This is a genomic window from Paenibacillus sp. S25, assembly GCF_019454085.1.
In the GTDB taxonomy this organism is placed as follows: Bacteria; Bacillota; Bacilli; order Paenibacillales; family Paenibacillaceae; genus Paenibacillus; species Paenibacillus polymyxa_B.
Window position 1 is genome coordinate 710,095 of sequence record NZ_CP073683.1, and the last position, 20,513, is coordinate 730,607.

Annotated in this window: 22 protein-coding genes; 14 read left to right on the plus strand and 8 right to left on the minus strand. The window is 45.5% G+C overall.

From position 1 onward, the window contains the following. Positions 1 to 7 precede the first annotated feature (7 nt). Positions 8 to 1,102 (plus strand): GerAB/ArcD/ProY family transporter, encoded by a 1,095-nt coding sequence (locus tag KAI37_RS03135; RefSeq protein WP_220030700.1) that lies wholly within the window; start codon positions 8 to 10, stop codon positions 1,100 to 1,102. Next, positions 1,099 to 2,295, plus strand: a complete 1,197-nt coding sequence (locus KAI37_RS03140; protein ID WP_076293148.1) for a Ger(x)C family spore germination protein — start codon at positions 1,099 to 1,101, stop codon at positions 2,293 to 2,295. Before KAI37_RS03135 ends, KAI37_RS03140 begins: the two co-directional genes overlap by 4 nt. A 63-nt stretch (positions 2,296 to 2,358) precedes the next feature. Here KAI37_RS03140 and KAI37_RS03145 read toward each other — a convergent pair whose 3' ends face one another. Then, positions 2,359 to 2,907, minus strand: coding sequence for a PadR family transcriptional regulator (locus KAI37_RS03145; protein WP_220030701.1), 549 nt, complete (start codon positions 2,905 to 2,907; stop codon positions 2,359 to 2,361). Positions 2,908 to 3,074: 167 nt separating this feature from the next. On the opposite strand from KAI37_RS03145, the gene KAI37_RS03150 reads away from it, so the two are divergent. Then, positions 3,075 to 3,566, plus strand: coding sequence for a phenolic acid decarboxylase (locus KAI37_RS03150; protein ID WP_013308656.1), 492 nt, complete (start codon positions 3,075 to 3,077; stop codon positions 3,564 to 3,566). Between the two features lie 103 nt (positions 3,567 to 3,669). Here the strand turns inward: KAI37_RS03150 and KAI37_RS03155 are convergent, their stop codons facing one another. From KAI37_RS03155 to KAI37_RS03165, 3 genes are all read right to left on the minus strand, one after another. Beyond that, on the minus strand, positions 3,670 to 4,116 hold the full coding sequence (locus KAI37_RS03155) for a hypothetical protein (RefSeq protein WP_220030702.1): 447 nt from the start codon (positions 4,114 to 4,116) through the stop codon (positions 3,670 to 3,672). A 271-nt stretch (positions 4,117 to 4,387) separates the two neighbouring features. After that, positions 4,388 to 4,777 (minus strand): winged helix-turn-helix transcriptional regulator, encoded by a 390-nt coding sequence (locus tag KAI37_RS03160; protein ID WP_043882049.1) that lies wholly within the window; start codon positions 4,775 to 4,777, stop codon positions 4,388 to 4,390. Between the two features lie 162 nt (positions 4,778 to 4,939). Beyond that, the gene (locus tag KAI37_RS03165) at positions 4,940 to 6,283 is read right to left on the minus strand and encodes a glycoside hydrolase family 30 protein (protein WP_076293145.1); all 1,344 of its coding nucleotides are present in this window, start codon (positions 6,281 to 6,283) and stop codon (positions 4,940 to 4,942) included. Positions 6,284 to 6,494: 211 nt separating this feature from the next. Here KAI37_RS03165 and KAI37_RS03170 point away from each other — a divergent pair, with 211 nt between their 5' ends. From KAI37_RS03170 to KAI37_RS03195, 6 genes are all read left to right on the plus strand, one after another. Further along, entirely contained in the window at positions 6,495 to 7,175 is a 681-nt protein-coding gene (locus KAI37_RS03170) for a response regulator transcription factor (protein ID WP_071639465.1), read from the plus strand. Continuing rightward, a complete protein-coding gene (locus KAI37_RS03175) occupies positions 7,172 to 8,941 on the plus strand; it encodes a sensor histidine kinase (protein ID WP_220030703.1) in 1,770 nt (589 codons plus the stop codon). The genes KAI37_RS03170 and KAI37_RS03175 overlap by 4 nt, the downstream gene beginning before the upstream one ends. Before the next feature lie 23 nt (positions 8,942 to 8,964). After that, on the plus strand, positions 8,965 to 9,474 hold the full coding sequence (gene pssA / locus KAI37_RS03180) for a CDP-diacylglycerol--serine O-phosphatidyltransferase (protein ID WP_025677988.1): 510 nt from the start codon (positions 8,965 to 8,967) through the stop codon (positions 9,472 to 9,474). A 22-nt stretch (positions 9,475 to 9,496) separates the two neighbouring features. Then, on the plus strand, positions 9,497 to 9,991 hold the full coding sequence (locus KAI37_RS03185) for a DedA family protein (RefSeq protein WP_013308662.1): 495 nt from the start codon (positions 9,497 to 9,499) through the stop codon (positions 9,989 to 9,991). Positions 9,992 to 10,078: 87 nt separating this feature from the next. Beyond that, a complete protein-coding gene (psiE, locus tag KAI37_RS03190) occupies positions 10,079 to 10,495 on the plus strand; it encodes a phosphate-starvation-inducible protein PsiE (RefSeq protein WP_025723919.1) in 417 nt (138 codons plus the stop codon). 55 nt (positions 10,496 to 10,550) lie between these two features. Continuing rightward, positions 10,551 to 11,558 carry an AI-2E family transporter gene (locus tag KAI37_RS03195; protein ID WP_071639467.1) on the plus strand — a complete coding sequence of 336 codons (1,008 nt, stop codon included), beginning with the start codon at positions 10,551 to 10,553 and terminating at the stop codon, positions 11,556 to 11,558. Positions 11,559 to 11,677: 119 nt separating this feature from the next. Here KAI37_RS03195 and KAI37_RS03200 read toward each other — a convergent pair whose 3' ends face one another. Beyond that, entirely contained in the window at positions 11,678 to 12,211 is a 534-nt protein-coding gene (locus tag KAI37_RS03200) for a VOC family protein (protein ID WP_220030704.1), read from the minus strand. A 126-nt stretch (positions 12,212 to 12,337) separates the two neighbouring features. On the opposite strand from KAI37_RS03200, the gene KAI37_RS03205 reads away from it, so the two are divergent. Further along, positions 12,338 to 12,886 (plus strand): NADPH-dependent FMN reductase, encoded by a 549-nt coding sequence (locus tag KAI37_RS03205; RefSeq protein WP_076293142.1) that lies wholly within the window; start codon positions 12,338 to 12,340, stop codon positions 12,884 to 12,886. On the opposite strand, the gene KAI37_RS03210 is transcribed toward KAI37_RS03205, so the two are convergent. Both KAI37_RS03210 and KAI37_RS03215 read right to left on the minus strand, forming a co-directional pair. Beyond that, positions 12,848 to 13,060: a hypothetical protein gene (locus tag KAI37_RS03210; RefSeq protein ID WP_220030705.1), complete on the minus strand. Its 213-nt coding sequence runs from the start codon at positions 13,058 to 13,060 to the stop codon at positions 12,848 to 12,850. The two genes, KAI37_RS03205 and KAI37_RS03210, sit on opposite strands and share 39 nt — an antisense overlap. After that, positions 13,035 to 13,193: a hypothetical protein gene (locus tag KAI37_RS03215; protein WP_220030706.1), complete on the minus strand. Its 159-nt coding sequence runs from the start codon at positions 13,191 to 13,193 to the stop codon at positions 13,035 to 13,037. The genes KAI37_RS03210 and KAI37_RS03215 overlap by 26 nt, the downstream gene beginning before the upstream one ends. Before the next feature lie 123 nt (positions 13,194 to 13,316). Between KAI37_RS03215 and KAI37_RS03220 the strand changes: the two genes are divergently transcribed. The 3 genes from KAI37_RS03220 to KAI37_RS03230 all read left to right on the plus strand — a co-directional run bounded on the left by KAI37_RS03220 (position 13,317) and on the right by KAI37_RS03230 (position 15,461). Next, positions 13,317 to 13,688 carry an MmcQ/YjbR family DNA-binding protein gene (locus KAI37_RS03220; RefSeq protein ID WP_071639470.1) on the plus strand — a complete coding sequence of 124 codons (372 nt, stop codon included), beginning with the start codon at positions 13,317 to 13,319 and terminating at the stop codon, positions 13,686 to 13,688. Between the two features lie 140 nt (positions 13,689 to 13,828). Further along, positions 13,829 to 14,455, plus strand: coding sequence for a nitroreductase family protein (locus KAI37_RS03225; RefSeq protein WP_039270528.1), 627 nt, complete (start codon positions 13,829 to 13,831; stop codon positions 14,453 to 14,455). Positions 14,456 to 14,510: 55 nt separating this feature from the next. After that, positions 14,511 to 15,461, plus strand: coding sequence for a ring-cleaving dioxygenase (locus tag KAI37_RS03230; RefSeq protein ID WP_220030707.1), 951 nt, complete (start codon positions 14,511 to 14,513; stop codon positions 15,459 to 15,461). A gap of 127 nt (positions 15,462 to 15,588) precedes the next feature. Here KAI37_RS03230 and KAI37_RS03235 read toward each other — a convergent pair whose 3' ends face one another. Continuing rightward, a complete protein-coding gene (locus KAI37_RS03235) occupies positions 15,589 to 18,954 on the minus strand; it encodes a DEAD/DEAH box helicase (RefSeq protein ID WP_220030708.1) in 3,366 nt (1,121 codons plus the stop codon). A gap of 322 nt (positions 18,955 to 19,276) precedes the next feature. Here KAI37_RS03235 and KAI37_RS03240 point away from each other — a divergent pair, with 322 nt between their 5' ends. Further along, positions 19,277 to 20,365: a site-2 protease family protein gene (locus KAI37_RS03240; RefSeq protein WP_220030709.1), complete on the plus strand. Its 1,089-nt coding sequence runs from the start codon at positions 19,277 to 19,279 to the stop codon at positions 20,363 to 20,365. The last annotated feature ends 148 nt before the right edge of the window (positions 20,366 to 20,513 follow it).

A 20,513-nucleotide genomic window follows, 5' to 3' on the forward strand; every position in this document is an offset into this window, starting at 1 on the left:
GAGCAAGATGGCCCGTGGGAAAAAAGCGGATAAGATTACAACGTTACAGACAACGGCAATTGTGGTTTGCTTTATGCTGGCTGCCGGGTTGCTTACCCTTCCCAGAGTAGCTGTTGAAGTTGCAAAAACACCGGATGCGTGGATATCTGTCATTTTAGCAGGGGCGGCCACTTTCCTGTTTGGATGGATTATGATCAAACTAAGTTCACGGTTTCCAGAAACCACCTTTTACCAGTATGTTCAGCGGATAACAGGCAAAGTCATTGGCAAAGGGATTGGCATGCTGATTGTTATTTATTTTGTTTGTATAGCCGCATTTGAAATCCGATCTGTGGAGGAAGTAACGTCGTTCTTTCTGCTTGAAGGCACTCCGGCGTGGGCGATTTCAGCACCTTTTATGTGGCTCTCTCTGTACCTATGCATGGGGGGAGTGGGCGCATTGGGGAAAATATGTCAACTGGTATTTCCGGTTACGGCGGCTATCTTTCTGTTGATATGCTTGCTGAGTTTAAATATTTTTGAATTGAATAATTTGCGTCCCGTCTTGTCGGAGGGGGCAATGCCAGTGCTCAGAACGCTCAAGACTACAATCCTGACATTAACGGGGACAGAGTCCCTGCTTTTTATTTATTGTCGGATGGAAAAACCGGAGAAAGCAACCAAGGCGATCGGACTGGCGATTGGGATCGCGGTCGCTTTTTATACAGCTACGCTGATCCTGTGCATTGGCGCTTTTTCAATAGAAGGGCTCTTAAGCAGAACCTGGCCATTTTTAGATTTGGCCCGCAGCTTTGAAGTGGAGTATCTGTTATTGGAACGGTTCGAATCCCTATTGTTGTCTATTTGGATTATGCAAATTTTTGCTACATTCAGTATTGCTTTTTATTGCGCTTCGCTCGGAGTTTCGCAAATTTTGAATAGCTCTTATTCCAAGGCGCTGTTTATTTTGCTTCCGATCATCTACGTCCTGTCCCAAATCCCCAAAAACCTGAATGAGCTATTTTCTTTTGGAACGGTCATTGGGAATGTAGCGTTCGCTTTATTCGCGCTGCTTCCACTGCCACTATTGCTTATTTCATACTGGAGGGGGGCACGCTCATGAATCGTTTTCGAGGATTACTCGGATTGATGGCTCTCCTGATGTGCTGTACACTTTCAGGTTGCTGGAGCAGCTCCCCAGTGGAGGATCTAAATCTGGAGACAGGTATTGCTTTGGATATTGCAGAAGAATCCTCGCAAGAAAAACAAATTAATCAGGAAGGGGGAGATTATCCAAAAAAGGAGTTAATTACAGGAACCTTTCAATTTGTTATTCCAGAGGAAAGCGGAGGCTCCAACAGCTCCTCTCCACAAGCCAAAAAATTTTTTAATATTACGGAAACAGGAGATTCTGTTTTTGAAATGATAAGAGAAATTTCTTTGCGGACCAATCGTCCTCCCATTGGGCAACATTTGAAAACCATTATTATCAGCTCCAGTCTGCTTCGCAAGATTCCGTTGTATGAGCTACTGGACTTTTTTTTAGGGGATAATGACATTCGGCCCAGCGTACAGCTGCTGATTAGTACAGAAAAGGCGGGGCATGCGCTTCAAGAGAAAATTCCTGGTCAGATTCCTGCCTATATTTTAAAGGATATTTTCCAAAACCGGAAACGAAACGCACGGTTGATAAAACCCATGGCCTTGGTTAAAGTGATCGGACCCATGAAGGGTGAAAGAAGCTTTATATTACCCAATGTCATTACGGCAGAGAATCAAATCAAGCTCGCAGGTGCGGGCATCATTAAGGGAAAGACGCAAACATACGGTGGTTATCTGAATGAGTCAGAGGTTGAGGGTCTTATGTGGATCAAAGGCGATCTGAAGGGAGGTGTGCTGAAAAGCAGCGATCCGAAGACCGGTAAAAACATAGCATTTGAGATCAAAGCAGTGAAAAGCAAGATCAAGGCCATCGTTCAGGGGGATGACATTTTCTTTCAGGTAAAAATGACCTCAGAGGGACGTGTCTCGGAGGTGCATATAAAGAATGAAAATTTGCGTAACAACAATGTGCTTGGACAAGAAGAGAGTCTCTTTCAGGAGAAAGTGAATACATTAGCTGAACAAACCTTAGCTAAAATGCAAAAGCTGCAGGTTGATGTCGGAGGTTTCGGAGAAGCCTTGAGGATTCAGCATCCTAAAGTTTGGCGTAAGGTCAAAAAGGATTGGGATACCACTTTTAGTACCATTCCTGTACGGTTTAGTACAGATATCCATATTGAAGATTACGGCTCTTCGATTACGACGGCAGACTAGTTTGTACCTATTTAGAAAAACCTTCAATACCACGAATCTACGTGGCGTTGAAGGTTTTTTAGGCTATTCAAACAGGGATAGTGTTTCTTTCAGCCACGTAATATAGCTTTCTTCCCGATTAATGGCACGGCTCAGTACCAGATAATGCCCAAATTGATTAGAACCGGGGGCTTGAAGGTTTTCGTCCAGCTGTTGGAGGGATTTTTTACTTTCGTACAGATACTCTAGCTTCTCTTTACGTTTGGTTATCTGATCCTCGAACAATCGTTTGTTCTCTTCCTTGGGGATGGCTGCTGAGAAATACAGCATGAGCATAAACTCATCCTTTTCCGTTTCCGGTAACTCTTTGGGGCTCAACAGCCATTCGGTCAGCTCTTGGGTTCCTTTGGGGGTAATGCAGTACAGCTTCTTTTCCAGCTTGGCTCCTGTAATAGACGTGCGATATTCTATAAGCCCCTCTTCGGTCAGCCTTTTTAACTCAGGATAAATCTGACTGTGCTTGGCGCTCCAAAATTGTCCGATTTCCTGCTTGAATTGACTCGTAATATCGTAGCCGCTCATTTCCTCTTTGTGAACAAGACCCAAAATGGCGTATTTTAATGTGCGTTTCAACGTAGCTCTCCTTGTCAAACGTAATTTGACACTAGTATACCATAGTGCTACAATTTATATGTATTTAACAACATGTTTAATATTACATGTTTTGAATTGAATATTTATAATTTTTGGTCTCCTATTCAATTCATAAAAACTTATAATTTAGGAAAGAAGGATGCAAGATGGATAAGTTTATCGGCAGCCACATGATCTACACTTATGAGAATGGTTGGGAGTACGAAATATATATTAAAAATGAAGATACGATCGATTATCGCATTCATAGTGGTATGGTAGGCGGCCGCTGGGTACGTGATCAGAAGGTCAATCTGGTGAAACTGGTGGAAAATGTGTATAAAGTATCGTGGACCGAACCGACAGGCACTGACGTGTCTCTGAACTTTATGCCTGAGGAAAAACGTATGCACGGCATTATTTTCTTCCCTAAATGGGTTCATGAGCATCCGGAAATTACTGTGCGCTATCAAAACGATTTTATTCCGCTGATGGAGGAATCGCGCGAAAAGTATGAAACATATCCGAAGTATGTGGTTCCTGAATTTGCAGATATTACATTCATCGAAAATGCGGGTGTGAACAACGAACAATTAATTTCCCAAGCACCTTACGCAGGAATGACAGACGATATTCGTGCAGGTAAACTGCAAGTGTAATTAACTCTGTGCTAAAAGTGTAAAGGCCTGGCCTGTGATAAACAGTCCCAGGCTTTTTTACGTGAACTGGAGAGTAGATTGCTAGTGGAGTGGTGGACGATATTTAGAATGAATAGTAGACCAGGCCATGCTCGATAAGATATGAACGACTAATCCGAGGGGGGAGTATGGTCGCTGATGGGGAGAGAATGTGCAGGTTCGCATGGGTAGTCAGATCGGATAAGGCAGATAGAGCTAGCTCTGTTTTATCAGGCCCCCAGTGATCAGCATGGTGCTGAATATATTGCTCAGCCTCGGTTAAGGACAGACTCTTGAGCGAGGTAAACACGGAAGCCCAGCGGACAAGGTCAAAGGCACCTTTAATTTCAGGCAGCTCATATTCCGCCAGACCTTGAGCGCCGTTACACGACATAGTAAGCAAGCCACAGCAATGGTGTTGATAGGGTTTAGAGTCAGGAAATTGACGATAGTCATATTGAATCATTTCCATGGAACCAATGCGTAATTGGATCGCTTGGGACGTTGTGGGCTGGGCAAGCGTCATACTCATGCTAGAACGGCCTCCTTCTCGGATTCACTGTAAATAGGGATGGAAGAATCATACGTCACAGCGGATGTAATGTAAATCACGAATACAAGTGTAAAATGAGGATATGTAGCGGAAAACGAGCTTTAATGCCAATGGAAACGGATACTTGCATCCATTTCTTTTATTATCTTGGGGAACGTCTTTATATCACAAAAAAACAACCCCAGATCTCCCCAGGGTCGTCTCTACTAAAAATATAGTTCAGCATTTCGTAAAATGCTTGTTTTGTTGGTCACACGGGTGTGACGTCCTGTATCGCTTCTTCTTCTTTCCAAATCACGTTCTCGCGATAGTTTGATCCCCAATCGTACATTGCTCTCAGTACCGGAATCAGGCTTTCGCCATGCTCTGTCAGTGAATATTCCACATGAGGAGGGACGACAGGATAGACTTTACGCAGAATGAGTTTATCTTCCTCTAGCTCGCGCAATTGGTTGGTCAGCATTTTTTGCGTAATATGGGGGATTAGCTTCTTCAATTCACCAAACCGCTTGGTGCCTTCCATACCGAGATGCCACAAAATAATCAGCTTCCATTTTCCACCGATGACCGCGAGAGTCAATTCCTTATCACAATTAATCAGCTTCAAATCAATCCGGTCTTTTATAGTAGTGATATTCATCGACCTCCTGTCCGTAGTTATTCCAAGTATACTATTTATAGCTACTATACGCAAAAGGATATACATCCATTTTGGAAACTATACATATGCTAGGACACTTATAGACCGGACAGGGATACCTAATGATGTGTGCAAGCTGGAAGAGTCCAGAAATCTGTGGCGTTAAGAAGGAATCACGATAGTATTAAAGGATTCCGGCTCCAGCTCCAAGCGGTGTGTTGTTTCACCGAGAGACAGATTCAGCACACGCGATTCCTTGAACGGATTGGCGATGACTACCACCCTTTGTCCGTCTGTATTTTGAAAAGCAACTGCATTTCCAGTCCATGAGCCACGAAGTCCGATGCGTCGGGCACCTGGTAATACAAAATGAGAAAAATGCTTCATGACATAATACTCTGGATTCAGGACAGGTTTTCGATCCGCTGGATCAACCGTAATCATCGAATTTTGCTCCCAGCCCCATGTGCTCTTACCTTTCGGTTCCAAAACCATATTCCAGTAAATATAAGCATTCACTCCATTGGTGAAGTAGTGCTGGTACAGATTATATACATATTTGGCGTAGTCCCATGAGTTTTCTCCGTTACCGCATTCATTTTCTGTTTGCATGTAACGAAGCTCAGGATAGCTGGCAACGGTGCGCTGAATGGCATTTTTGCCTGCCCACTGGTAGCCTACACCTTTAATATATTTGTAGGCCTCGGGGTCACTCAACACGGTATGGGCATACTCATCGAATCCGGTCGAAGTTTTTTTCATTAATTCCTCCCACGGGTCGGGAGCGTTAATGGTGCCCAGCCAAATTTCCGTATCCAGTCCGTGTTCCTCAAAAGCAGGGCCCAAATAATCACGAATAAATTCACGCAGTTGCTCTCCGGTCCATACACAGGAAGGGAACTTCTGATCGGCAATGACTTCATTTTGAACATGAATCTGATGAATTGTAATACCTGCCTCGCGATAAGCCTGAACAAATTTGACAAAATACAATGCATACGCTTTCAAAATATCCTTTTCCCAGCGCAAAGTGCCATAATTGTAGGCTTTCGGTGATTTCATCCATGTTGGCGGGCTCCAGGGTGAAGCGAACAACTTCAAGTCTGGATTGAGTTGTAACGCTTCCCGAATAAAAGGAATGAGATATTGCTGATCACGCTCAATGGAAAAATGCTTCATCTCCACGTCGCCGTCTGTTTCATTGTGGCTGTACCACTCCAGCGCGTAGTCACTCGCTCCAATAGGAAGTCGGCATATTGCAAATTTGTGCTCGCCCTCTGGATGAAAGAGAGAATGAAGCACCCGATCTCGTTCGTTCTTTTCCAAATGGTTCAGGGCCACATAACCCAATTCATTAAAACAGCCACCAAAGCCTTCGACAAGCTGATGAGTTTCTCTCGTAAAGGTTAGGTTGGCACTCTCTTGGGTATTGGTCAATTGATGAGCTTGGGAATGCCAAGCTTTAGCTTTGGAAGTGGAAAACCACTGAATGGTTTGATTACTCATGCGTTACCCTCCTGTTCAAGCTTTTTGTATCTCTTCTTATTATAGGGTAGGATCATAGGAGATGAGATGGTCTGAGCCACGACAAATTTGCCCTAATCCAAGGTTGAATTTGCGGATGAGAACTTCTGCCGATAAGAAGTGTCAAGAACACATAAAGTACACATGTCTTTGATATGCTGGTGTCCTAGAATGACCGAAAGAGGGAAGTCGATTGAAGAAAAGAGTTCTTCTCGTGGAGGATGAAATACGTATTCGTGAAGTGATTGCTGATTATTTTAAACAGAATAATTGGGAAGTCTATGAAGCAGGCAATGGAAAAGATGCACTTATCTGGCTTGATTCTGTGCAGCCGGACCTGATTATACTCGATATTATGATGCCGGAACTGGATGGTTGGGAGGTGTGCCGCCAGGTGCGTAGCCGTTCAGGTGTGCCGATCATTTTGTTGACAGCAAAATCCGGTGATGATGATAAAATATTAGGCTTTGAACTGGGAGCCGATGATTACGTTACCAAACCTTTCAGCCCCAAGGTGCTGATCGCCCGCGCCAACGCGCTGATGAAAAGGGTGGAGGGACATGTACAGCCAGAGTCGCATATTTTGCGGTTCGGTAGTGCCATTCTCAACACGATGGCTCATCGGCTTGAGGTGGATCAGGCGGAAGTCGAGCTGACGCCCAAGGAGTATGAGCTGCTGCGGCTGCTTATACATAATAAAGGCATAGTTATTTCACGTGATGCGATACTGAACCGGGTGTGGGGCATCGACTTTGAAGGAGATACACGAGTTGTCGATACGCATATCAAAAAGCTGAGAAGTAAGCTGGGCCGTGAATCACGCCATATCCGCACGGTTTTTGGTACAGGCTATAGGTTTGAGGAGGAAGAATGAACAAACGGGGAGTTACCTTTAAGTTGTTCATTATGACGGTTGTATTTTTCCTGTGTTTTTACGGTATGGTGATTTTAAGTCAATTTCTGTTTTTTGAAAATTTTTATCAGCAACAGAAGATTGGTCGTGTAGAAAGCCGTTTGAAAAGCTTCGGTCAAAGTTATGTCCAGGAGGCTTGGGGATCGGGCAGGGTTTCGCGAGAGGCAGCTCGCTTTATGCTTCAGAATAAAAACCAGTTGGCGATTGTAACGCTGGACGGAAAAGTAAAGCTGGATGATGCGTTTCATATCAATCTAAGAACAGCAGATGGTAAAATCGTTAAAATATCGCTGTCTCTGTTTATGAGTGAGTACGGAGATGAACTGAGAGCTGCCCGGATTCAGCCCGGTGATACGGTAACGGTTGAAGGTGAGGGATTGGGAACGGAAGGTATCTCTACCGCCAATTTAATTTATCCAACCGGCATACAGAAGCTTGGTTTCAAAAATATAGGATCGACTTCGGAAGAGGCAAGCACAGATGGCAGTGTAAGGTTTTCCGGTACGGTGACAGAGATTGTACTGCCGGATCTGAAAACATGGAGTCAGCGACAAGGTTTACTGTTTAGTGCGCTGGAGGAATGGTTCCCTTTATCACAGGCGCATCTGGAGAAACTTAAGAATTTCGAAGTGTTGGAGGAAGATTGGACGGAACCTTGGACAGGGGTACGTAATGCAGTCATAGTCCATCCTGTTCGTCAGGACACAGGCGAGATCGACCTCCTGTTTACAGTGACATCGTTGCAGGAAATTAGTGAGACGAATGAAGCTCTACGCTGGTTTTATCTATATCTGGGTATCGGGGGATTTGCACTCATTTTGATTTTGTCCCTGTTCTATTCCCGAATGGTGACCCGTCCGCTCATTGCTTTGAATAATACCGCCAAGCGAATGGCTAAGCTCGATTTTACAGCCCATACACCAATCCGGCAGAATGATGAACTGGGCAGCCTGTCCTACAGCATGTATACCCTGTCCCAGAACCTGGACACAGCTTTGCGCGAGCTTCAGGAGGCCAATCAGCAATTGGTGGAGGACATGGAACAGAAGCAGAGGATGGAGGCTGTGCAACAAGACTTTTTTGCCAACGCTTCTCATGAACTGAAAACCCCGCTGAGTATCATTAAAGGCTTCGCAGAAGGACTACAAGATGGGGTTAGTGCCGGGAAGCAGGATCATTATATGAAAGTCATTGTAGAGGAAGCGGACAAAATGGAGCGATTGGTCAAAGATATGCTGGACCTCGCTAAATTGGAATCTGGAACCCTCAAGCTCCGCAAGACGACCTTTATATTGAGTGAGCTGGTGGAGGAAGTCGTGGACAAGCTATTTCATCTGTTGAAGGAGAAAAAGCTGGAAGTGGTCATTATCCCCGCCAATGAGATGCCGATTCATGCCGATGTAGGATGGCTGGAACAGGTGATTATCAACTTTGTTGTCAATGCCATACGGCATGCTGAGGAAGGAAGCTCGATCACGATTCGTATCGAAGGATCTGATGAAATCAGTATTTTTTCCATTGAAAATAAAGGTGAGACCATTCCTGACGATCAACTGGAGCAGATATGGGATCGGTTTTACCGGGCCGAGCTGTCCCGAAGCCGCCAGACAGGTGGGACAGGACTCGGGCTGTCGATCGTCAAACGAATTTTAGATTTGCACGAATTCCGCTATAAGGTGGAGAATACCAAGGACGGCGTCCGTTTTGTTGTTATATTCGGAGGCTAAGCTACGGCAAAGGAGTTAAGAGTATGAAATGGAATTGGTTGCCCTCACTGTGCACGATTGCAAACCTGGGGGCAGGGGTGTTATCCCTGTATTTCACGATTCATGAGCAATACATGACCGCTTTTATTCTCGTGGTGGTGGCTGCTTTATGGGATGTACTAGACGGTTTGCTGGCAAGGCTGTTGCATTGCTCCAGTGATTTTGGCAAACAGCTCGATTCGCTGGCGGATGTTGTCTCATTTGGGGTTGCTCCTGCTTTCTTGATCTTGTTATACAAGCTGGGAGATACCCATTGGATTGGACCGCTTGTAGCTGTTTTGTTTGTCATATGCGGTGCGGTAAGATTGGCAAGATTCAACCTAATGGCTTTTAGCAAAGGCTTTGTAGGTATGCCGATTACGGCGGCGGGTGTGATTTTGTCCTTTATGTTTTTATGGAGTGAGCATTTGAAGCCGGGGTTGTTGCTTGCATTAATGGTAGTGCTGTCGTTCCTGATGGTTAGCCGTATTCCCTTTCCGTCCTTCAAAAAATAATCGGTCAGGAGGTGGCTCCCCTATGGAATGGGTCATCAGCATGATTACACAATACGGATATATCGCTATTTTTGCTCTTCTTGCTCTTGGGATTATCGGCTTACCGGTTCCAGATGAAATTATTATGGTGTTTGTCGGCTATTTATCTTCTATTATGGTACTGAATTATTCGGTGTCTATATTAGTCAGCTTCATCGGTGCAATGACAGGGATGATGATCAGCTACACGCTAGGCAAAAAGCTGGGTCAGCCCTTGGTGGATAAGCACGGCAAGTGGGTTGGATTGACACCAAAGCGATTTGCAAGAGTTAAGGGGTGGTTTGCGCGCTTTGGGTTATGGACCATTTTGTTTGGTTATTTTATCCCAGGAGTCAGACATGCGACAAGCTATTTGTCGGGCATTAGTGCGATGCCTGTCCGAAAATATATGCTGGTGGCAAGCGCAGGTTCTCTAATATGGACGCTTATCTTTATCTCCATTGGTTATATTGCAGGGGCGAATATAAACTTTCATTAAGGTGACCTCAAAAGTAATGTAGCATTTTTCACGTATACCACCGATAATATAAATAAAGATACTGTACAACCAGTGAGGGGATCTGTATTGAATGCATTAATGAAGTATATTGAGAAGTTACCTAGTTTTCTGCAAATGATCTTGAATATCTCGCTGTTTCTGGTCGGGCTGATTTTAAGCTTCTTACTTCTAAAAGAAACATGGTCCATTTTTTCTTATGTTTTTTTGTACACAGAGGCCGACAAAAATTACTATGAATTCACGGAAGAGTTGCTTGTGTTTTTCTTGTATTTTGAATTCATAGCATTAATAGTTAAGTACTTTAAAACCAATTTTCATTTTCCATTACGTTATTTTATCTATATTGGGATCACGGCTGTCATCAGGCTCATTATTGTAGATCATGATGATGCTAAAAATACATTCTGGTGGTCTATTGCTATCCTAGTCATGGTAGGTTCTCTATTGATCGCTAACAGTAAATTGATAAAAAGAGAAAATTGATGCTCAGGAAGATTGCAAAGTTGACAGTCAAGTGGGAAAGAGGGAATAAAGACGAATGGTAAGAAACTGGATGAATCATGCGGGCGTCAGGCGGATAGCCGTCCTTGCGATAATCGTTTTGCTGTTGTTTATGTTAAGAAGCATGATGAATATTATGTTGTTAACACTGCTGCTTACGATCTTGATTGGTAGTATATATAACGGAGTGAATAAGCTGGTCAAGCGGTTCGTCAATGTGCCGTCAATGATCGTGCTGCTACTGGTGTATGGGTTGCTAATTCTGATTATGGTGTGGGGCGTATACAGAATGGTGCCGCTAATCGTTGTACAGGTCAAGCAGGTGTACCTCATGATTCAGCAAGCGTATATGTATCCTGATCGTAATCAATGGAACGAAACGATTATCGAATTTATGGACACGCTGAATGTTCAGCGGCTATTTGAGCCTGGCCTGAGTGCAGTGATGAAGGTCAGTCAATTGGGAACACAGCTTCTAGTGTCGATTATTTTGAGCTTGTTCTTCCTGATGGAAAAATCATATATTACACGTTTTACAGCTACGTTTGTAGATAGCAAGCTGGGTTGGTTTTTCAAGGAAGTGGGTCATTTTGGCCGTATGTTTCTGGATACGTTCGGGAAGGTATTGGAGGCTCAACTGCTGATTTCACTTATTAATTGTATATTGACCACGATTGCACTCTGGATTATGGGCTTCCCTAATCTGCTCGGTCTTGCGCTCATCATTTTCGTACTTGGATTGGTTCCGGTGGCAGGTGTGTTTATCTCACTGGCACCGCTCGGCCTGATCGCTTTCAGTGTCGGCGGCATTCAATATGTGATTTATCTAGTTATTCTGATCGTGGTGATTCATGCGATTGAGGCCTATTTCTTAAATCCGAAGCTGATGTCATCCAAAACGAATTTACCGATCTTCTTTACCTTTGTCGTACTTATTTTCTCTGAGCATCTGATTGGAATTTGGGGCTTGATTGTAGGTATTCCGTTGTTTGTTTTCTTCCTTGATCTGATTGGGATAAAACGCAAGCAAGAGAAGGATACTTGATTCAGCACTACAGATTCCACCCTTGTATAGTGACTATTGATTCATCACGAATGCCTGCGAAGCCGCAGGCATTTTTTTATTGCCCTTTTGTTCATAGGAAGAATCGCTGACGTTCATCATCATGCAGGAGGTGTCCAACGGTACACTTCGCTTTCTTGGGGATACTGAATACCGTCAGGGTAACTAATCAGCTCGATAATCATTCCCCAGGGTGATCTTCCATATACAAACTGGTTACGTGCTCCTGCTTCAATTCCGGTTAGCGCATGTGGACGCGACAAGAGTGTTCCTCCGGCTTGTTGAAAACGTGCTGCTGCCACTACCATGTCATCCACGTAGATAGCAAAATGCTGCAGACCATAGTCTGCTAATTGGGTAGCAGGGGCCTGCGGGCTATTTTCCAACTGAAACAGCTCAATACCCGGTCCTTCATGGATGCGAAGCAGACGAATGTGAATGATGCGTGCGTCTTGTTTGAGCCCTAATTGCTGTTCGGCTTGTTTTCCTTCTTGCGGAGGCTGCTGCTTGTTGAGGGCATCGTAGCAGATGTCGGCCCCGAAAGCGTCCTGTAAAAAGGTCGTCGCCTGTTCCACGTCAGGTACCGTAATTCCAATATGGTCGATTCCGCGTATGGGATGTTGCTTTGGGGTCATATGTACATCTCCTCCTTCTTGTATCTATTGTTTTTACCCATTATCTAATGAATTTTCACTTACTTTTTAATTATAGTACACTGAATATGTAAGATTAGATCAAGTTAAAAGAAATGAGATGATCGGATGGAACAGAAAATTAAGGTATTGGCTATATCGGGTAGCCTTCGTCAAAAGTCCTCCAATACAGCGCTTATGAAGGCTACTATTGAGCTGGCTTCTGAAAATATGATATTCACAGTTTATGATGGATTGGGGGATCTTCCGCATTTTAACCCTGACTTGGATGTAGATGAGGGGTCAGTTTCCGTAAGAGAGCTACGGGAACAATTGAAACAAGTGGATGGAGTGCTGATCTGTACACCGGAATATGGGAATGGGGTGCCAGGTGCTTTGAAAAATGCCTTGGATTGGCTCGTATCTTCAGGTGAATTTGTAAATAAACCTACAGCGGTCATTAGCGCGTCACCGTCTCCTATGGGCGGCCATCTGGCGCATGCCTCGCTGCTGCTCACATTGCAAATGATCAATGCAGAGATTGTGGAGAATGGAAAGGTCATTATTCCGCATATCACATTGAAGTTAAATCAGGAAGGGAAAATTACAAACGCTGAAACTAGGCAGGAGCTGGAAGCATTACTTCAAGGGCTTGAGCAGGCTTGCGCAAGCACATAAATCATATAGAAAGGATTGACCCTTCCGATAGAAACGCGGGTCATATACGCCCAGACGCTGTCCGTCGTCTACTACAACCACGAAGGGCGACCATTGCACAAGCGTCTGCGCCTTCGGATTGCCAGCAAACAGTGAATCTAAATTGGCCTCATCCTTGGATGGCAGCTTTGCCACCGTGTGAAAGCCTGTCCAGAGGGAGCTTTTGCTCAAGGTGACCACGGAGTCTTTTTTGCTTGCGCGTCATATCCGGCTTTTTGACTGCGCCGTATAAGGCCAAGCCAAACAATGTGTGTGTGATGGTATCCATAATGCCTCTCCTTTTGGCACAGATATTCTAATTGTAGCATGGGACTATTGTATGTGGAGAGCGTGATATAATAGGGCACAAATCGTTTCATAGATGATGACTCAAGCAGAGGAGTGAAGGCTGGTGTATGAACAAATTGTAGCGTATGGTCTAAGCCAAAAAGAGGCTGTTAAGGATTATCCATTCGGTGCTGAAACGCTAGTACTGAAAGTTGGGGGCAAGATGTTTGCTCTATTATCTGAAAAGGACGGTATTAGCCACCTATCCTTGAAATGTGATCCGATCATTGCGGTAAATCTGCGTGAACAAAACAAGGCGATTAAGCCAGGCTATCATTTAAATAAAAAGCATTGGAATACGATTGAGGTTGATGCTACCTTCCCAATGGAGGATTTGTACAGCATGATCGACCATTCGTATGAGCTCGTCTTCAAGAGCTTAACCAAAGCGCAACGCGAAGCGATTACGATGAGAATACGGGCAACGGATTTGTAAAGGGCTGGTGAAGTCCTTAGGTTGTATCCCAAAATACTTACTAACATGATTATAGTTTTACTTGACAGAAATCACGAATAGATATATTCTTAATTTAAAGATAATTCATTTGAAAATAATATCAAGGAGTGGAACTTAACATGAGCGAACTGGTGAATATTATTCAAGAGAGAAGATCGGCTTCTAAATTTATTCCTGATGTTACTATAGATGCAAAAGAACTAGAAGAAATATTTCAGCTGGTGAAGTTTGCTCCATCAGCTTTTAATTTACAGCATGCGCGTTATATCGTAGTACAGGATGCTGATACCAAACAAAGACTGCATGATGAGGCAAGTAAGCAGTATAAAATATTAACGGCTTCGGCAACCATTGTAGTGCTGGGGGATACAGAAGCTTATACCAAGGTAGCTGACCTCAACGAAGGATTCCTGAATTTAGGTGTCCTGAGCAAGCAGGAATATGATAGTACAGTGGAATCGGTGACTCAGTTTTATCGCGAGCGGGGACCTGTCTTCCAGAGAGAAGAAGCGATCCGTAATGCCAGCCTGTCGGCTATGCAATTGATGTTGATTGCCAAGGACAAAGGCTGGGATACTTGCCCGATGATCGGTTTTGATCCGGCGAAGGTACAGGAAGTACTGAATATTCCAGAGCAATTTGTACCCGTGATGATGATTACCTTGGGTAAAGAGGACGAATCGGGTCAGCGGGCACGGGGATATCGCAAGCCGGTTGGACAATTTGTCAGCTACAATGGGTTTTGAAATTTGTAAATCATTTGTGTAAATAAATCAACATGTTAATGAAGGAGTGATAAAGATGTCATTGAAAACCGCTGGAATTCACCATATCACGTCCTTTGCAGGAGACCCGCAGGGCAACGTTGATTTTTACGCAGGCGTACTTGGTTTGCGATTGATTAAAAAGACGATCAACTTTGATGCTCCAGAAGTATACCATTTGTACTTTGGTAATGAAGAGGGCAGCCCGGGAACGATCATCACCTTTTTTCCGGCTCCGGGTACACGCAAGGGTAAGATTGGAGGCGGACAGGTCGGGATTACGACGTATGTCGTGCCGTCCGGTGCTTTGGAATACTGGGAAAACCGTCTGCACAGCTTGAAAGTATCTTTCACAAAGGCCACTCGTTTTGGCGAGTCATTCATCCAGTTCCGAGACAACGAGGGCTTGCATCTGGAGCTGGTGGAGCGGGAAGATGGCCCGGTGAACACGTGGACAGCAGGCGGCGTGCCTACGGATAAAGCTATCAAGGGCTTTGGCGGGGCGGTACTGTACAGTGCGGATTCCAAGCATACGCAAGAGGTGTTGGAGAACGTCTTGGGGATGACTCCCATCGGAGAAGACGCAAATGCAGGCTACATCCGCTATCAGACGACAGGTGATTTGGGCAACCTGATCGACATTCCGGTCAAGGATGTCCCGTGGGGGAATGGCGGCGCCGGTACGGTTCACCATATTGCCTGGCGCGCGCAGGACGATACGGAGCATCAGGTGTGGAACGAATGGGTTCATCAGCATGGTTTTGGGACCAGTGGTATTGTAGATCGCCAATACTTTAATGCCGTATACTTCCGCGAGCGGGGCGGTATTTTATTCGAGATCGCAACCGATCCACCCGGATTTACCGTGGATGAGGAATTGAATGAGTTAGGTCACAAGCTAATGCTGCCTGAATGGTATGAGCCTCAGCGCACCCAGATTGAGTCTAATCTGGTTCCGATTGAACCTAGAGTATTAAAACAGGATTAATCTGCTCGATCCAAACAATCATATTTAGAAGCAAAAAGGTCCAATACGGGAAGATTTCTACCGTGATTGGACCTTTTTTGCGTGTGGAATTGTCATACTAACGTATAAATAAGCGTGGAAGAGTCGGCTAGATCATGAGCAGTTCGCGAATCTCCAGCTCGGTCAGTGCCGAAAGGGTTTCTTGCCCCGGCTGGATGACCTGGTCGATCATGTTTTTCTTTTTTTGTTGCAGCTCATACATTTTATCCTCTACCGTGCCTTGGGCGACGAGACGAATAACCTGCACGACCTTTTTCTGGCCCATTCGGTGTGCGCGGTTGGTAGCCTGCTCCTCTACAGCGGGATTCCACCACAGGTCATACAGAATGACTGTATCTGCGCCGGTGAGGTTCAGACCAGTGCCTCCTGCCTTTAGGGAAATCAGGAACAGCTCGCGTTCTCCTTCGTTGAAGCGACTGCACAGCTCGACTCGTTCCGGAGCGGGAGTCTGCCCATCCAGGTAAAAGTAGGACACCCCTTCTCGAGCAAGCTCGCGTCCGATCATTTGAAGCATCGTAGTGAACTGTGAAAAAATGAGTATCCGTTTCCCGGAGCTGAGACATTCCGTAATGATCTCCAACAGCTGTTCAAATTTGGCGGAGCTTCCCGTATACCCTTCGATAAACAAGCCCGGATGACAGCAGAGCTGACGAAGTCGGGTCAGACCTGCGAGAATTTTGATCCGATTTTTCTGAAATCCTTCCTCGTTGAGATGCTTCAACGTTTCGTGCTGGAGCTTGGCCAGATAGGCTGTATACAGCTTTTTTTGATCTGGCAGAAGCCGGGATACCTGCACGGATTCGATTTTCTCCGGCAGCTCCTTGAGGACATCACTCTTAAGGCGGCGCAGCAGAAACGGACGAACCCGCTTGGCAATCACATTTCGAGGCAGGTTGTGAAACACTCTTTTCCCACCGGGAAATAGCGCAGGAAATACAACGTCAAAGATGGACCATAGCTCTTCCAATGTATTTTCTATAGGCGTTCCTGTCAGGGCAAAACGGTAACGGGCTTTTACATCCTTAACAGCTTGTGCTGTCTGGGTGGCATGGTTCTTGAAAGCCTGCGCCTCATCCAGAATGAGCGTATGAAACGATGGTTTGCTGTACACATCTGCATCGCGCCGTAGCAGCGGGTAGGACGTAATGACGACATCATAACTGGCGGCATCCCGTATGATCCGGCCGCGTTCTTCCGGGCTGCCATCTGCGATAGTGACGCGGACGTGTGGAGCAAATTTCTCCAGCTCATTCCGCCAGTTGTACACCAGTGATGCAGGGGACACGATCATGGCTGGAAGCTGCTGGCTGCGAATCTCCGGCAATACTGAGACGAGAAAGGCGATACTTTGCAGCGTTTTACCCAGCCCCATATCATCTGCCAAAATGCCCCCAAAACGGTAATGCGCCAATGTCTTAAGCCATTGAAAGCCGTAAACCTGATAATCTCTCAAGATGGGGGCAAGCATGTCTGGAACTGGAAAGTCGAGATGGTCAGGGTTGCGTATATTTTCCAGCAGCTGGCGAAAGGTTTTACCCAAAGTCAGGTTCTTCCCATGATCGTGAGGATCAATTAAGTACAGTCCTTGCGTGACGGGAACACGAATTTGCGCTGCATCCAGATCGCTTTTGCGGATACCTGTTTCATTCATGAACCGAATCAATTCCTTGTACTCCTCTGTTTCTAGCGGCAGCAAGGCGCCATTTGGCAGACGGTGATATCTCTGTTTTTCCTCTAACGATTTGAGCAACTTGCGAATTTCCGGTTCCGGTATGCCCTCCATATCAAATTTAAATTCAAGCCAATCCGTACGTTCATCCCACTCCGCGCGTATCCTTGGGGTAGGCAAAGTATTGTTTATTTTCGCTTTGACTGCACCTGTAGCATAGACGTCCAGCAGCTTTTCCAGTTGCGGAACGGTATGGTACAAAAAATCATACTCTGCATCTTCATCTTCCATAAAATATCCGCTGTCTGTTCTGGCAAAGGAGCTATGCTCCATCAGTTCCAAAATCCGCTGCTCCTGTTCCCCATCACGTATCAGAATTCGGTCGTTACCAGGCGTTCGTGCATCTGTTTCCAGCGGGTTGATGATGATATCCCCATATTGGAACTCCAGCCCTGCCAGCAGCTTGTCTCTTACCCGGTCCAGATATAGCTTTGCCTTCAATGGCTGCTGTGTGACCCGATCTGAGACGGACCGAGTCATATGAACACGTCCGAGCTTCATTAACCCGGGTACAACCTTGTCCATAAAAGATTCCATCTGCTCTGGCGCAATCAGAACTTTTCGCCTGTGGTGTACCTCTACCATCCGTTTTAGATCGGACAAACGCCGTAAGGGATCGGCCTTCTGTTTGACAAGCTTGCCATCGGCAATGACGACACCATAGTCCTCCATGATGGTCAAGTCATCCAATCCTTGTATGCTTAGCTGGTAGCCGTCGGTTACGGTCCCGGTCTCATCAAATTCAAATTGCAGTGGAAGCATCAGGTCGGACTGGGGAATACCCTCGCTCATGTTTCCGTGAATTTCAAAGTAGACGCCCTGTGCTGTTGTCAGCAAGGGGAGCAGCTTTTCCCAAGCCGCAGGCGGAATGAGGAGCATTCGCTCTCCGCTCATATGGCTACTGGAAGATGAATACGTGCCTGAGGTTTCCCGAATCATACGCTCATGGTGGCACACCTGGGATAATTGCTGGAGAATAGCGTCATGTTCAGGTCGGAAGCGGTACAACTCAGGCTCGTACGAGAAGCTTTTCGTGAACATGTAGTTATCCCCACGGTCAATACTATCCAGAAACGGACGAATTTTCTGGACGATATATAATCGTTTGGGACCAGCCTTCATTTCTACACCAAACATATATTTTTGGTAACCGTAGGCAAAAGGTCGGATCACGAACTGAAAATCCAAGACCGCACGAGTATCCAGCAGGGTAGGCGTGCTGCGAAGCGGTCTCTTGCGGTCAAATAGTTTTAACATACTGTCGGTCAGCTGGAGATCCCCTTGTGTGATGTCAGAGGATCGTGCCGTTTTAGCAGTGTAATCATACGGAGTATCTGTAGATGTGTACATCCCGTCTGAATCCATGCTTCCTGCTGTATCTGGGGCAGTACCAGGATGAAGTCTGGAGGCGTAGGAACGCACTGACAGACTTTTTCCACGGCGTATATCATGGGCGTTAAGGAGAACAGCAGCGATATGTTTGCAATATCGTCCGGTGTTCTGAAATGTGCTACAGGTGCACTCTGCTCGGATACTTCCATTGGATCGGATCATCGCCGCAACAGCATAAAAGCTGCTTCCTTTGACCGTAGCTTCGTATACCCCTTCATCATGATCTATTTGTGTAAAGGCCACTCTTTTGGCCCGGTAATAGGCATCCCCGTCGTCATAAGCAGCTTGACTGCATAGTTGTCTGATGGCTCGCCGGGTAAGTTCAAAACTCATGATTCGTAATCCTTTCCTGAGTTATTCCGTTTTCTTACATGATAACAGAACAGACAGGAGGATGGACACTTGCGTGCGAAACGTAACTTTACAAAAAAAGGAGAGCAGAAAAAAACAGGCCTTGGTCCGTCATTGAACCAAAGCCTGTCAGGTGGCTACAGCTATATTATATTCGTCGTGCTGCTTTAAGCGGACATCGAAATCTGCACGAGGAATAATATAAATGGCTACCCCGGTTCGCTTATCTGTGGGTTAGAGAAGTTTTTACAAGCTGCACATAGCAGGATACAATGGAAGTGTTAAAGAAAGGAGACGGATACTTTTGCAAAATGAAGAGAAAAAGACCGATTCCAAATCCGGCTCATCCAAATGGTACCTTGGTAGTGCAGCAGCATTGCTTCTTCTGAAAGGTAAGTCGTTACTTGCCCTTTTAAAATTCAGTAAATTTGGCGGTGCGCTGATATCTATGGCGCTAACGATTGGCACATATGCGATCATTTACCCGTGGGGATTTGCGGTCGGATTCGTGTTGCTGTTGTTTGTGCATGAGCTGGGACATGTATTGGCCGCCAAGCGCAAGGGGCTTCCCGTGTCAGCACCGTTATTTATTCCTTTTCTCGGTGCGCTGATCACAATGAAACGGCAACCTTTGGATGCGCAGACAGAGGCTTATGTGGCCATGGGCGGCCCGTTACTGGGGACGGTTGGGGCTATGGCGGTATACGCAGGAGCCTATGCAACAGATAGTCCCCTGTTGTATGCGCTCTCGTATGTCGGGTTTTTCCTGAACCTGATCAACCTGCTGCCGATTCATCCGCTCGACGGAGGACGGATTTCCACGGCAGTGACGCGTTGGCTGTGGCTGGTGGGCCTATTGGGTGGAATTGTAGTCGTAGTATATCTAAAATCCTTTTTATTTTTCTTGATATGGGCGTTCTTTGCCTACGATTTGTACAAAAAATATGTTAAGCGCAATAAAGAAGAGGTTAAGGTCCAATCCTTTTTGCAAAAGCCGCTGGTGAATGTACAGCATCTGTATGAACAAGGATATCCGCTACCCGGACCGGAGCACACGCGCAGATTATCTTTTAATACCTACTCGGATTTGGAGGGGCAACAGTATGTGACAGTGTACATGGAAAGTCTGGATGTGGAGCAGACAATTCTGCTGCCACAGCAGTGTCTTGTCCAGCATGTATGGCTGAACGGTGTTGAACATATACCGACGCCGGATGCGTACCAGCTCAGATTGCTGTGTGGGATTGATTACATTCCGTTTGAAAATGATAAATATTACGAAGTACCCGCATCATCGCGCTGGAAATTCGGCATCGGTTACTTGGCTTTGGCCGTATTCCTGATGGGGATGATGTATGTGGTGCACCAGCATATAGGGGATATTAGGCTGTGATTCGAATAATGAGAACTTGGTCAAGATTTTAGATCATTAAGGCAACGGTACAGCTTATAGAAAATTGAGTGAAAAGAGCGCGACAACCGCAATATTCGGTGTCACGCTCTTTTTTTGTATGAATAACACGGTGGAGCCTTTGCTTTCC